The sequence below is a fragment of the Paenibacillus sp. FSL R5-192 genome (genome assembly GCF_000517845.1).
GTDB classification, from domain to species: domain Bacteria; phylum Bacillota; class Bacilli; order Paenibacillales; family Paenibacillaceae; genus Paenibacillus; species Paenibacillus amylolyticus.
In genome coordinates this window covers 217,372-232,042 of the sequence record NZ_ASPR01000012.1, presented here as the reverse complement: position 1 = coordinate 232,042, position 14,671 = coordinate 217,372, and the positions used below count along the sequence as shown (strand labels likewise).

Below are 14,671 nucleotides of genomic sequence, written 5' to 3'. Positions count from 1 at the left end.
TATTGCACAGGCCAAAGGGCCCTCTCCTATAACGGAAAGGGCCCTTTGCATGTAATTATGAATGTTCCTTGATCTCTTCCTTCGGAACAAGCTTGTATATCTCTTCATTTTCCATGGTATCAATCAACCGATCCAACCATTTGTAATATGCTTCCGCTTGCAAAACTTTGTGTTTGTCTTCCATCAGAATGTGGATAAGTTCAGCGTCTGCCTGCTCATCCAGACCTTCGACTAACCGATTCAGTTCTTCAATTGATTTGCGTAGAATCTGAAGGTTACTCTCCACGGCTTTTCTCCATTTAATCGCAAAATAATCCGTAAACGTCTGATGCCAGTCGTATTCCACTTCATATAGGTCTTTTCTGGAGCCCTTGCTCCACACTTTATTTACCATTTTCAAATCCAGCAGTGTTCGTACACCTGTACTCATACTCGTTTTGCTCATTTCCATTTCCCGTCCCATATCGTCAAGGGTCATTGGTTTGTCTGCAAAAAATAGCAATCCATATAAGTGTCCCGTCGACAGCGTAACGCCGTAAAGATCCATATTACGTCCAATGGCTTCAATGACGCGCTTACGAATCTTCAGCACGGTTGCCTGCTGTTCCTCTTGTAAATGGTCCAAGCCCATGCTTGCAACCTCCATTCTGAACATTCCACAGTCTTTGGCGAAATAATTGCAACACTTTAAAAGTCCTGCTTACATGGGAAAGCACTCGGCCGGACATCATATATGCCAGAGGGCTTTCATTCACCCAATGTATGAAAATGGGAACTTTACCAGGCTACAATTGCCTATGACTATCTTTTAACCAAAAAATTTAGCTTCAATTCAGCTCATTTTCTATTGTAGGAAAAGCAATGTCAAATGTAAAGCTGCCTTATTAGCCAGAATAAGGAGAATGACGGAGTATTTGGACGAAAAACTTTGTACAGTTTTTACTGTACAAACATTATGTACTGTTTATTCGGTTGATATACTGGTTAAGTATTGTTAGACTTAAAAACGTTACCCAGAAAGACGGGAAGCGAAGCAACAATTACCGGATTTCGTGGCTGGGCGCATAAGTGTATGGGCTTATGGATGCTGAAAGCCGTTCGAAGTGCACAACACATCAGAAGGGGTGAAAACATGACCATACTTGAAGTGAAAAACGTAAGTAAATTGTTTGGACCCCAAACCGAGCAAGGTCTGCAATTACTGGAGCAAGGTTGGGGTAAAGAAAAGTTGGCCAAAGAAAAACAGATAACGGTTGGTGTCAACCGGGTCAACATGGACATTAAGGAAGGCGAGATTTTCGTTATTATGGGACTGTCCGGGAGTGGTAAATCCACACTGGTTCGGATGTTCAATCGTCTGATTGAACCAACATCCGGAGAAATTCTGGTCCATGGTAAGGATCTACGCAAGATGAACAAAGAACAATTGCGCGAAGTGCGCCGGAAAACAATTAGCATGGTCTTCCAAAAGTTTGCGTTGTTCCCGCACCGTACCGTTCTTGATAATGTGGAGTATGGATTGGAAATACAAAAAGTAGATAAGGAAGTACGCCGGGAGAAGGCAAAAACCTCACTTGAGCTGGTTGGCCTTAAAGGCTGGGAAGACAAAATGCCAGATGAACTTAGTGGCGGGATGCAGCAACGTGTCGGCTTGGCGCGTGCACTTGCCAATGACCCGGAAGTACTACTGATGGATGAAGCCTTCAGTGCACTTGATCCATTGATTCGCCGTGATATGCAAGATGAGTTGATCGAGCTTCAGGATAAAATGAAAAAGACCATTATTTTCATTACCCATGACTTGGACGAAGCGCTGCGCATCGGCGATCGTATTGCCCTCATGAAAGACGGCGCAGTTGTGCAGATCGGTACACCGGAAGAAATCATGATTCAACCGGCCAACTCATATGTGGCCCGCTTCGTCGAAGACGTGGATCTGTCCAAGGTCCTCACTGCCGCTCACGTCATGCGTCGCCCTGAGACAATCACACTTGACCGAGGTCCTCGGGTAGCCCTCGAACTCATGCGCGAAAATGGTGTCTCTAATCTGTTTGTCATTGACCGTTCGAAGAAGCTGCTTGGTGTCATTACTGCAGAAGATGCAACCCGTGCAATGCGCGAAAATAAAGTATTAAATGACATTCTGATCACGGACGGGCCGACGGTGTCGCCTGAAACCCTGATTCATGAATTGTTCGAGATTGTAAGTTCAGCCCATGTGCCGCTCGCTGTTGTTGGTGAGAATGGCCGTCTGCAAGGTGTTATCGTCCGCGGTGCCCTGCTGGGTGCACTTAGCGGTGAAGTTGCAGTAAAGGAGGAACTTGAGAATGATTCCCAAAATACCACTAGCATCGTGGATTGAATCCATCGTTGACTGGATGAGCTCCTCGCTCTCCGGATTGTTTAATGTAATCTCTATTGTTATTCAGGCAGTAGTTGGATTCTTCTCCGGGCTGTTCATGCTGCCCCATCCACTCCTGTTCATTGCCATATTGGGTGTTCTTGCGTTCCTCGTAGGACGACTCCCACTGACACTATTTACGGTTATCGGGTTCTTGCTCGTAGATAACTTGGGATACTGGTCCCAATCGATGGACACACTCGGCCTGGTTATCACTTCAGGATTGGTTTCGATCCTGCTTGGTGTACCTGTCGGAATCTGGCTTGCATACAGTAAAACTGCGGCGCGTATCATTACACCGCTGCTTGACTTCATGCAGACGATGCCTGCATTTGTCTACTTGCTGCCTGCGGTTACATTCTTTAGTCTAGGTGTCGTTCCAGGTGTTATCGCGTCCGTTATATTTGCGATTCCGCCAACGATTCGTCTGACTCACTTGGGGATCAGACAGGTATCTAGTGAATTGGTTGAAGCAGCTGATGCATTCGGCTCAACTTCCATGCAAAAGTTGTTCAAAGTACAGCTTCCACTCGCTTTGCCTACCGTGATGTCCGGTATTAACCAGACCATCATGCTGTCACTGTCCATGGTTGTTATTGCATCCATGATTGGTGCACAAGGTATTGGTGCGGAAGTCTATCGTGCTGTAACACAGCTTCAAATCGGTAAAGGTTTCGAAGCCGGTCTGGCCGTTGTTGTACTCGCGATTGTACTGGACCGTTTTACACAAAATGTATTTATGCCAGGTCGCAAAAAGACCTCACGCATTACAGCCAAGCAAAAAGCATGGATCACTGCTGCGGCAACATTCCTTGTGCTTGTAGCTGGTTTCTCACAATACTTCGTTGGTGGCACAACTTCGGCTGGCGGCAACAACTCAGCTGCCAATGCTGTAGGTCAAGAAGTGAACTATCAGATTATTGGTATCGATCCAGGGGCTGGTATCATGAAGTCCGCTGCAAAAGCGATCGAAGACTATAAATTGACTGACTGGACTCTGATTGAAGGCTCTGGTGCAGCCATGACAGCCACGCTGGACAAAGCGATCAAAAATGAAGACCCAATCATTATTACAGGTTGGACTCCGCACTGGATGTTCAACAAATATGATCTTAAATATCTGGAAGATCCAGAAAAATCTTTCGGTGATGCTGAAGAAATTCATACCATCGCCCGCAAAGGTCTGAAAGAAGATCACCCTGTTGCGTTTGAATTCCTGTCCCGTTTCCAATGGACATCGGATGAAATGGGTGAAATGATGACTGCTATCCAGGATGGCACATCCGCAGAAGAAGCAGCTAAAGCTTATGCTGAGAAACATGCCGATCAGATTGCAGAGTGGACCAAAGGTCTGACTCCAGTGAACGGTGATGCATTCAAACTCAGCTATGTGGCTTGGGATTCCGAAATCGCAAGTACGAACTTGCTGAAATATGTGATGGAAAACGAATTGGGTTATAAAGTTAACGCTCTGCAAGTCGAAGCCGGACCAATGTGGACGGGTGTTGCCTCAGGCGACGTAGATGCCTCTCCAGCAGCTTGGCTGCCATTGACACACGCAGACTACTGGGAACGTTACAAAGACCAGGTGGACGATCTGGGGGCTAATATGACAGGTGTACGTACAGGCCTCGTGGTTCCTAAGTACATGACTGAAGTAAACTCGATTGCAGATCTGGAGACAGGTGCCGCTTCTTCCACTCCATCGGCAAGTGCTAATGTGGGCGAAGAGGTTAATCACCAGATTGTTGGTATTGACCCGGGTGCAGGTCTGATGAAGGCCACAGCAAACGCCATTAAACATTATGAATTGTCTAACTGGAATCTGATTGAAGGCTCCGGAGCAGCAATGACTGCATCGTTGGACAAAGCTTATAAAAATGAAGAACCCATCATCGTTACGGGTTGGACTCCACACTGGATGTTCAATCAGTATGATCTGAAGTATTTGGATGATCCCGACTTAATTTTCGGCGATGCAGAGGAAGTTCACACGGTTGGACGTAAGGGAATCAAGGAAGATCATCCCGTTGCCTATGAGTTCTTCTCTCGTTTTAATTGGACTGCAGATCAAATGAGTGAAATCATGGTAGACATTCAAAAGGGCGTTTCGCCTGAAGAAGCTGCCAAGACTTATGCGGAAAAACATCCGGACCAAATTGAAGAATGGACCAAGGGGTTAACCCCGGTTAAAGGTGACAATTTACGTCTCGGTTATGTTGCATGGGACTCTGAAATTGCGAGTACCAACCTGATGAAGTATGTGCTTGAGACGGATCTGGGTTACACAGTCAAAGCACTGCAAGTCGAAGCTGGTCCCATGTGGGCAGGCTTGGCAGCAGGTGATATCGATGCTTCTCCAGCCGTTTGGCTCCCGCTTACACATGGGGACTACTGGAAGACATATGGAGACCAGATTGAAGATATCGCTGTCAGCATGACAGGAGTTAAACAAGGTCTGGTTGTTCCAACGTACATGGATATCAACTCTGTTGAAGACTTAAAAGATAATTAAACCAGATTGAGATGGATAAACCTGAATTTGGTAAAAGACCACCGAAATTTTTCGGTGGTCTTTTTGAGTGTAACTTTTACTTGGGAATGTCTTCAAACATAATCAAAGCCTGAATGTACCTGAAGTGCCGTTAAAGTGGATTATCTCCCTTTTAATGAAAAGCTTCGCTCTGGATAGGATCAGGAGTCAGCTACTCACCCACGATTGGAGCAGAGCAAGTACAAGCGCTAACGAATCGGAGACGTCTTATTCAAGGATATAAAGTGATTCCAGAAATCTAAAGAACCTGAGACACGTTATATCAGATTAAAACAGTCGTTTGCAGTGTTTTTGTTAGAGATTCCAGTAAATAACGTGTCTGATGTTCCTTACTTTGTAAAAAGAAGAGCTGAAGGCGAAATAAGGCGTCCTGAGTTCCTTGGAAAATTTCTCCCTTTCCCCAGGGTATAAAGGCTTGAGCTTCAAGACATTTTAAAATGCTAATCTCCACACCCGAACTAACCTCGAAAATCTCAAGCATAAAGCTAAACGTACTAATCGTTACCTTCTACATTAAAAGCTGTAAAACTGAATTATGTACTCACACCCTGCAATTTTTTTCTCTTTTCCTACACTTTACCAATCAGCAACAATAGTACCCCAATGGTAATCATGACAACACCGAGAATACCATACACCACTCTTGCGCCCTGCCGTCCAATGGTCTTCACAAAAATTCCTGCTCTAAAGCTCTTCATAAACCAATCCCAATTGTTGATACCACCGAGTAAACTAAAAATCCCTGCCGCTATGGCAAATAGTGCGATTAAAACGGGTTGATCTTGCATTACGTCAACACTCCTTCAATATAATCCTGTCTACTATACCTTCACTTGGTGAAAATTAACAGGCATAAATTAGAAAAAAACAGCTTGCAGATGGGAGTCTGCAAGCTGTTCTAAACCGTCTGTATCATGCGTTTTATTGCTTTTGCAACTCGCTTGCTGACAATAGCAAGGTTACCACTTCAGCACGTGTTGCTTCAGCGAGGGGGTTAAACATATTTTTGCCTGTTCCCTTCACCAGTCCTGCCTCATATGCAGCAGCGATATATGGAACAGCCCACGCCGGTACTTTATCTGCATCCGCGAAACTCAATGCCGGATTGGATTGTACCGGAAGACCGAGTGCTCTGACGAGCATAACCGTCATCTCTACCCGCGATACTTTACCCGATGAACGGAACGTATCATCCGTGTACCCACTAATGATGCCTTGATCCACTGCCTGAGCAATAAAGGATTGTGCCCATGCAGGTATCCCAGCAGCATCCTTAAACGTCAATGACTTGTTGCTGGCTGGAAGTTCAAATGCTCTTCCCAACATCACAATGAATTCGGCGCGTGTGGCTGGTGCATTCGGACGGAAATTACCATCCTGATATCCGTTCACAATTCCCCGGGAAATGGCCTGTCCAATGGCAGCAGCTGCCCAGTGATTTCCGATGTCCTTCAGGTCAACAACCGGAGTAGTTGGATTAGGGCTTCCTCCATTACCCGGAACGGTTGGCGTAGTTGGATTTGTAGGAGTGGTTGGTGTGGTTGGAGTTACAGGCGGGGTAGGTGTTGTAGACCCTCCACCACTGTTACCACTGCCCGGATTACTTCCATTATTCCCGCCACCATTACCAGGATTGCTTCCATTTCCGTCCCCCGGAAGTGACGCTCCCTTCAAATCCATACTACGTCCTTCCGTCTTTTGATCGACTGCGCCTACACGGTCCAAATGTTCATGGAAGATTTCATAATCGACCAGATTCAATTCGTAGAATCGATTATCATCTTTCGCCGATCTCATAGCACGATAGAAGTCTCCACCATTAGCCATGAATGAATTGGTAGCAACGATATAATACCCGTTCGGATCGATATCCGAGTACGTACCATCTGCATTCTTAATCTGAACTTTGACCATACGTTGACCGACTTGGGTTACGGTGTTACTTGTGGCATCAATTTTTTCGCCTGGTTTCGTGGAATCGTAGTAGAACCGCATGCCTGCCACTTGCGGGAAGCGCCCTTCTCCCGTTTCCACACCGCTAACGCCATTTTCTAACGCGGCTGTGATTTCCTTGCCTGTCATTTTCAACGCAGACAGGTTATTACCGAATGGCATCACAGTCAGAAGAGTGCCCAGCGTAATATCACCTGTCTGGAATGAAGCTCGAATGCCGCCACCGTTCTGGATCGCGACGTATCCTTTGACATCGTTCTCCTGCACAATGGATTTCACTTTCTCCAACATACCGTCTGTCATCAGGTTTCCTAAATTGGTTTCCTGTTTCCGCACAGTGCCCCGTTCTCCATCCAGAAAGACATTCGTTTTACCAATAACGGTTTTCTTGAACTGTTCCAACTGAGGCGCATATTCTTTCAGCTTGTTTGCGGCTTCCACGTCATCAGCATAGATGAATTGGCCGTTAGCATCTTTGGCATCCAGACTCAGCAATTTGCCGTTCCACTTCTTCAATACACCGGCTTCATCAAACGTAACATCCAATTGACCAAGAGAAACATCATATTCCCCAGTTTGCACTACCAATGTTGGCTCATCTTGACTGCCCACAACAATCGGTTCCTTCAGAATGGTGTGTGAATGACCACCTACCACAATATCGATCCCTTCTACGGCTTCAGCCAATTTGAGATCCTCTGAGTAGCCAAGGTGAGTCAAAGCAATGATTTTATTGATACCTTCATTTTGCAGCATCTGTACAGTTGCTTGTGCACTTGCCTTATAATCGATAAACTTCAAGTCATCTCCCGGTGAAGAAAGAGATACCGTGTCCGGTGTCGTCAGTCCGAAAATACCGACTCGCTCACCATTCACTTCCGTAATAATCGCCGGATAGATTTCAGCTTTCTCACCCGGATCACCGATGCTATTGTTGTACAAACCGCTCAAACTCGCATCCTTTGAATAATCAATATTAGCACTCACAAACGGGAACTCTGCTTTTTCAATAAATGCTCTCAGTACGCTTGGACCTTTATCAAACTCATGGTTACCAAAAGTCATGGCATCATATCCGATCATGTTCATGAACTCCAGGTCAGCCAGACCATTAAACAGATTGAAGTACAATGTACCAGAGAATACATCCCCCGCATCCAGCACCAGGGTACTATCATTACGTGCTTCCTTAATTGCCGTTACTCGGCGCGGGATGTTATCCAGATGCGCATGCGTATCATTCGTGTGCAGTACGCGCAGGTTGAAGTCGCCTTCTTCCACTGGATCTCCAATACTCAATTGTGCAAGCAATGGATCATGGTCGCTCACTCGTCCATCTGCTGTCTCAAAATCGGCATTCACATGTACCACTTCGATGGCTGCCGTCTCAGTCAGATTTTTACTCACCAAAATGTGATCCAGTGTCTGGGAGTTTCCATCATAGATGTAGGAATACCGCTGATTTTCTGGCAGTTCGTTTACCAGATTGTCCAGTTCATTACCTTCAACAATGTTCAAAGTATTCGAGAATTGGAAATCATTAAAATCACCAAGAACAGCGACATTTACCTCATGGTCTTTGTTCAGTAACTCTTTCACAAACCCATTCACCAATGCAGCTTGCTTCGCACGTTGAACTTCACTGCTTCGAGTGGCAGGTTGTATACTTCCAAAAGGTTTCAGGTCTCCACCTTTCGAATTGAAGTGATTGGCAATCACCACTACACGTTCACCATTGAATTCGAATTCAGCAGCGAGCGGTTTGCGGGAGCTGGCGAACGCCTCGTCCCCTGGTGCAATACGACCCGGATTATTGGAGAGACTGCCGTCAGCTTTGACTGTGATCGCTGTCGTAGCATTTCCTTTTCCGATACCGTTAGCCAACGATACACGGTTCGGCTGATAAAGGAACCCTACACGAATATTGGCACCAGGTGCCCCGCCATCCTTGTTATTTTCCGGAGAAATCTCACTATATCGATATGTTGGTCCGTTGTTCGTTTTGATTGCATCAATTAGCGTCTGAAAACTCTCATTGGACGCTGTTGTGCCCGTGTCGGCATCGCCATCGTTATCCTGAACTTCCATGATGCCAATGATGTCTGGCGTGTTCAGATTATCCACGATGATTTTACCGATTTTATTGGCTCGTGTTGAATCTTTTTTGCTGAAGTTCTCCACATTAAACGTAGCAATGGTCAGTTTATCTGCCGCTTGTTCAATGGAAGTAGTCGCTTGTTTCGTTTCTCCCGGGATAACTGCTGGTAAATTCCCTTCAGGACTCACCTTGAAATTTCCACTAGAGTAGGTCATTACTCCGACTACATTACCATCCAACTTATCGCCTGTTTTTACTGCTTTGGAAGGTTTCTTGCTGATAAATAGACGCTGCGGATTGAGATCACTCTCATTCATATCTTTCTTGTTATCGGTCAGAATAACACCGCCGTTAGGTGTGCGAAGTGGATTATTCTCACCATTATCCACAACAACGGCCAGACCCGGTTGACTGGAGTAAGGACCTATAATTTCAGGCTTTTCCAGTTCAACACGCATGCCTTCCAAACTTTCAAAAAAGTCTATAGCATCCGTCTCGGGATTAAATTCTGCAAAAGAGTCTGAGTCAATGACGGTTGGAATTACACGTCCATTGACACCCAACTTCACAGGTGCAGGTAGATCTACCTTATTTATTACTTTTACAATGGCACTCGCCGTAATCTGCGTGGTGGTTAATTCGTTAACCGCCCCATATTCCGTAACTTTCCCAGATACCTTCACCTGATTGCCAACGATAACTCCATGACTTGGTTTATAAACCTGAATGGCTTCGGATGTCCGGTTATCATCGTCCATCTCGCCCGGAAGCTCTTGCATGTAAAAACTGCTTGTACTGACAGAGGTAACAATACCTTCAATATCCTTAACATCGTATCCGTTAAAAACAGAGGTATGTCCTGCGCCCTGAATATCATGGATACGCACGTTTTCTTTATCAGGAAGTACTTGATACGTAAAGGTGTACACTGCACTGGATTGTCCATTAAGAATGGCAACAGCCTTGATTACGATGTCTTGATCAATCAATATCGGACTACTATACACGGCGGAAGAAGAAGTAGGCTCTGTATTATCCGTCGTGTAATGTACAACTGCACTCTTGGCTGGAGAGGTTAATGTGACTTCATTGTTCCGGGGAATCCCGCCAGATGGAACACTTGCCATCACAGACAGGCTATTTTCTACAACATCTGCGGCTGTTCTAGGCAAAATCTCTAATCCGTAATTACTGTTGAATGTCAGAACACCCTGCACATATTCGTAGGTTTTGCCAACAGTTAGCGCGGTAGGAGAGTTTTTGGCATAAATCGTCATCTCAGCACCATGACTATCTGTAGCGTAAAACGTCGAACTACTGCCCCGTGTTACCTGAATATCTCTTACTTCGACAAACATTCCCTCATACTTTTCGCCCGGACCTTTGTTACTTTGGTCTGCTGGTCTGACAAAGTCTGTGGACACCATATTTTTGGGTCCGGGGAGTGTTACATTTTGCTCAGTTAACTTCATGTATCCTTCGGTAAAACCTGACTTATCCTTCTCGATCTGGACGAGTCCGCTGTAGTGGGTAATTGGACCATACACTTCAATGCGATCCCCCACATCAACCTGATTCTTCGCTCGGACTACAATGCCAGCTTCTTCGTCTTGAATATAATAATTCGTGAATTCTCCGGAGAGTTCACTGTACGTTACGACACCTGAAACGGCTACATTTGTATTTGGTGCAAGGACTCTCGCATCAGCAATGGATATGATTCCAGTCTCGTCTGCTTCCTGTACTTCTGAGTTATCCGTCTCAGCTGGTTCTTCACTTTCAGTTCCATCAAAATCACCATCTTCGTTAGTTGGTGACTCTGTCCCCTCCAGGTCTGACGATTCTTCAGTTGGGACAGTATTCGGTATGGAAGTCTCCTGATCACTTGTGTGCGGCTCTTCCGTTACTACACTTTCCTCATCAGCATATGCGGTGCTACTTAATCCACCTATTGGTGCCGCACCTGTAACGACAAGAACGAAAACCAGAAACCCTTGTGCCCAACGTTTCACTTGCTTGTTGTTCATTCGTCCTACCCCCATGTTTTCAACTTGGCAATCATTTGTTCAGCCAGCTTGTACATTAGTTCAAATATAAGATAACTGAATAACAGACTTGTGTAAACAATATTTCTTCGTTATGAAAGAAAATAGAACACTCATATCACATTTTCTAAACTAACCTCTATAATAATGAATAAATAGTACTAACTTTTAACTAAAAACACGTTATTAAGCCTATTAAAGTTATATAAATGTTAGATATACGGTTACTTAACGTCAATTAAATTGACATTTATACTGAATATATATACGAATTCGACATTTAGTAACAGTACTCATTTCTTTAAACCCACTAAAACCTGAGTCTTGAGACATGCATTTTCACATGATAAAACGATATGTACGGATCACTTTAGATCACCACATTAACTGAGTATAAAAGAGAACTATTAAGCGCAAAATCAGTATGAGTTAATAGAATGTTAAAAAAAAAAACCACAAGAACATCTCCAATTACTCTCAGAGACTTTCTTGTGGGATAATATAAAATATGAAAAATGATACTAATTTCACTTTTTCGAAATGTTACAGACGGTTTTCAATACACTTCTGTGTCTGGTGTCAAAGTAATATTACTTCCATAGGGTTCAATTAATCCTTGTTGCTCCAAGTATTGGTCAACGTATCGATCTGCATTCAGTGAAGTTGACCCGATCCAGTCTGAATATGCTTTTCCAAACATTTTATATAGTATGTCACTAGTATATTCATTACTTAATTCCCCAAAAACAGTATATAACTGTTTTACCGTATTCGTGTGTTTTTTCCCCTCTAAATCGGTCCATGTTACTTTTTTATTCAGATCTACCTTCCTTATATCCTTAGTATATATTTGTACATTTGACCCATTGATTTTGAAGTACACACGGATGCTTTTTTCGTAAGGATGACCCTTGAGAATGCTCCACCCTTTCATATCTCCAGTAGCTGGCACAGCATAAAGTTTCCCTTTTGTTGGAGTTGTTCCTGTTACACTGTTTTGTTTTTGAGGTAGTTCAATATTAATAGTCATTTTACCTTTACCAATGGATACTTGCATCTGCTTAGCTTTAGAGTTATAAGTCACAGTTCCATCCAGAGCATCTGAGAGAACAGAAGCAGGAAACAAAGTTACGCCATTATGAACAAGCAACGGGGACTTGAGAGTTAATGGCTCTCCATTTAACGTTGCTTTTGTTCCCGTTTTCGGGAGAGTTAGTTTGGTAGAACCAACTTTAATCTCGAAGGCGTCCTGTTGAGCAATGTAACTAACACTCCCTCCCAGTGCCTTAAATACCTCTTTCATCGGAACAAGAGTCACACCATTTTTTATGTATCCTCCATCAATTGCTTCATCCAAACTACCTGAAATAGTAACTGATCTTTCAACATTTTCGACTTTAACAGTAATTGTTGAAGAACCTACACCTATTACCTTTACCATCCCAGTGCTCAGCACTTGAAGTATATGAGGTTCACTGATCGTATAATCTGTTTTTGTAAGACCTGTATTTCTTCTGTAGTATGGATCGTTATCGCTATGTATTGAATTTTCGTCATCATACACAACAACTATATTAAGATTAATCTTACCACCGACCGAAACTGAAGTATTAGGGATGAGTTCAATATCTTTAACTTTAAGTTCCTCCGCATAAACACTTGAAACAAACAACAACATAAATGCCATCATTAGAACCGTTACTCTTTTCATTCACTTGTACTCCTTCTTATTTTTAATATTGTCCATTGCTTTTCATGAATCCATGTATTGGGATACCCCTTTCAGCTTCCTATTCTATTTTCGGAATCATTAACAAAAAATGTTAGTCTTTCTCTTTAGTAAAACAAAAAAATTGAATGCAGCTTAATCACTGCATTCAACATGGATATGAATTAAATTACTTCTTCACCGTGCTGTTATATTGCGCAATCTTGTCTGTAATTTGTTTGGCTGCTGCATCCAATGCTTCCTGTGGTGTACCTTGTCCATTCAGGACCGTTTCAATCGCTCCTTCGACAAGTTGTCTGGCTTCCGGGAATACACCCATTAATGCCCCGGATGTTGCTGTCGAATCTGCGGAAGCGTGCAATTGATCGACTGCTGTCTGGAATTGCGGGTACTTCGCCATATTATCCTTTAATACTTGCTCATTGTAGGCTGCTGTCGTAATAGGGAAGTATCCTGTCGCAACACTCCAGTTCGCTTGTACCTCTGGTGTAGCCAAGTACTTGATGAATTCCCACGCCGCTTGCTGTTGCGCTTCCGATTTGTTATTCATGATGTACAAGCTCGCTCCACCCACTACAACGCCGCCTTCTTTGGCATCCGCTGGACGAGGCAGGAAGCCTGTTCCCAGTTCAAACTTGCCACCTGAACCTTCTACGATTTTACGCAGGCCAGCTGTGGAATCAAGAGTCATACCGATTTGCTGAGCGGTAAATGCTGCTGTTGTATCGTCTGTGCTACGTCCCAGATTGGAGAGGGTCTTCTCATCAATCATCTTTTTCCACCACGTTAAAGTCTTTACTCCAGCTTCAGAGTTCAGCAAAGACTCTGTAGCTGCTTCATTTCGTCCGTTTCCATTGTTTACATAATCTGCATTCTGGTTTGCAAAGAACTGTTCCATAAACCAGCCGTAGATCGCCATGGATGCACCTGGCTTACCGTCTTTCGCCAATGCTTTTGCTGCTTGTTCAAACTCTTCATACGTCTTGGGCGGGTTCTCAGGGTCCAGACCTGCTGCTTTGAACATATCCTTGTTGTAGTACAGGATCGGGTTGGATGTGTTAAACGGCATGGCATTCAATTTGCCATCGATGGTGTAGTATCTTATGATGTTTGGCTCCAGTTGGGACAGGTCGAACTGATCCTTGTCGATGAACTGTTGTACTGGCGTAATCATGCCCGAATCGATCATGAACTTGCTACCGATCTCGTAGACCTGGATAATGTCTGGACCGCTGTCTGAGCCCATGGATGCTTTGAGTTTGTTCAAGCTCTCATCGTACTTCCCTTGATAGATGGGTTTCACCTGAATGTCGGGATGGCTAGCGTTAAAATCGGAAGCGAGTTGATTAATGGCTTTCTCCCCAGCGCCAGACATGGAATGCCACCACGTCAATTGTGTTGTTTCAGCTGCGGCCGCTTCTGCTTGTGCTCCACTTGCCGGGCTGCTTGTTTCAGCTTTTGTTCCGCAAGCGGAAATGACCAACATGAGTGCAGCCAGCATTAATGCGAATGTTCCTCTTTTTTTCAAACGAAATCGCTCTCCTTTTATATGGCTCGCGTACAATAAAATCTTGGGGATGACGCGGTGTGGCCGTTACGGTTACGAATCGTTCTTTTGATCGCTGTTATCCCCGGATTTTTTCATTCTCCCTTTCAAAGGGGAAAATCCGGGGATAAAGGCGAACGCTTTGCTTCTTCAGAATCGATTTCGTCCCCTCCACTACTACCGTCGTTCATTTCAACATTTTATTTGAAGCACGAGCCTCATTTTATTCGCTCCTGGTATCCAAGCCTTTGACCTTGTACGAAGATACAGGTTTAATTCAAAACCTCTAAATTAAAATCTTTAGATCAAAACCTTCAGAGCTTCCACTTCAATTTCAATTTAATA

At 44.2% G+C, this 14,671-nt stretch carries 7 protein-coding genes; 2 read left to right on the top strand and 5 right to left on the bottom strand.

Going from position 1 to position 14,671, the window contains the following annotated elements; genetic code table 11:
• Positions 1-55: 55 nt before the first annotated feature.
• Positions 56-631: a GbsR/MarR family transcriptional regulator gene (locus tag C161_RS06975; RefSeq protein WP_036611216.1), complete on the bottom strand. Its 576-nt coding sequence runs from the start codon at positions 629-631 to the stop codon at positions 56-58.
• Between the two features lie 501 nt (positions 632-1,132).
• Between C161_RS06975 and C161_RS06970 the strand changes: the two genes are divergently transcribed.
• Together C161_RS06970 and C161_RS06965 are read left to right on the top strand one after the other, a co-directional pair.
• Entirely contained in the window at positions 1,133-2,362 is a 1,230-nt protein-coding gene (locus tag C161_RS06970; protein WP_036611218.1) for a quaternary amine ABC transporter ATP-binding protein, read from the top strand.
• Complete coding sequence (locus tag C161_RS06965; protein ID WP_036669017.1) at positions 2,328-4,916, top strand: glycine betaine ABC transporter substrate-binding protein; 2,589 nt, start codon at positions 2,328-2,330, stop codon at positions 4,914-4,916. Before C161_RS06970 ends, C161_RS06965 begins: the two co-directional genes overlap by 35 nt.
• Before the next feature lie 608 nt (positions 4,917-5,524).
• Here the strand turns inward: C161_RS06965 and C161_RS06955 are convergent.
• The 4 genes from C161_RS06955 to C161_RS06940 form a co-directional block, all read right to left on the bottom strand.
• The gene (locus C161_RS06955; protein WP_036669013.1) at positions 5,525-5,743 is read right to left on the bottom strand and encodes an immunity 17 family protein; all 219 of its coding nucleotides are present in this window, start codon (positions 5,741-5,743) and stop codon (positions 5,525-5,527) included.
• Positions 5,744-5,876: 133 nt separating this feature from the next.
• Positions 5,877-11,033: an S-layer homology domain-containing protein gene (locus C161_RS06950; protein ID WP_051449619.1), complete on the bottom strand. Its 5,157-nt coding sequence runs from the start codon at positions 11,031-11,033 to the stop codon at positions 5,877-5,879.
• A 574-nt stretch (positions 11,034-11,607) separates the two neighbouring features.
• The gene (locus tag C161_RS06945) at positions 11,608-12,762 is read right to left on the bottom strand and encodes a copper amine oxidase N-terminal domain-containing protein (RefSeq protein WP_051449618.1); all 1,155 of its coding nucleotides are present in this window, start codon (positions 12,760-12,762) and stop codon (positions 11,608-11,610) included.
• Between the two features lie 187 nt (positions 12,763-12,949).
• Positions 12,950-14,308 carry an ABC transporter substrate-binding protein gene (locus C161_RS06940; RefSeq protein WP_143781084.1) on the bottom strand — a complete coding sequence of 453 codons (1,359 nt, stop codon included), beginning with the start codon at positions 14,306-14,308 and terminating at the stop codon, positions 12,950-12,952.
• Positions 14,309-14,671: the final 363 nt, after the last annotated feature.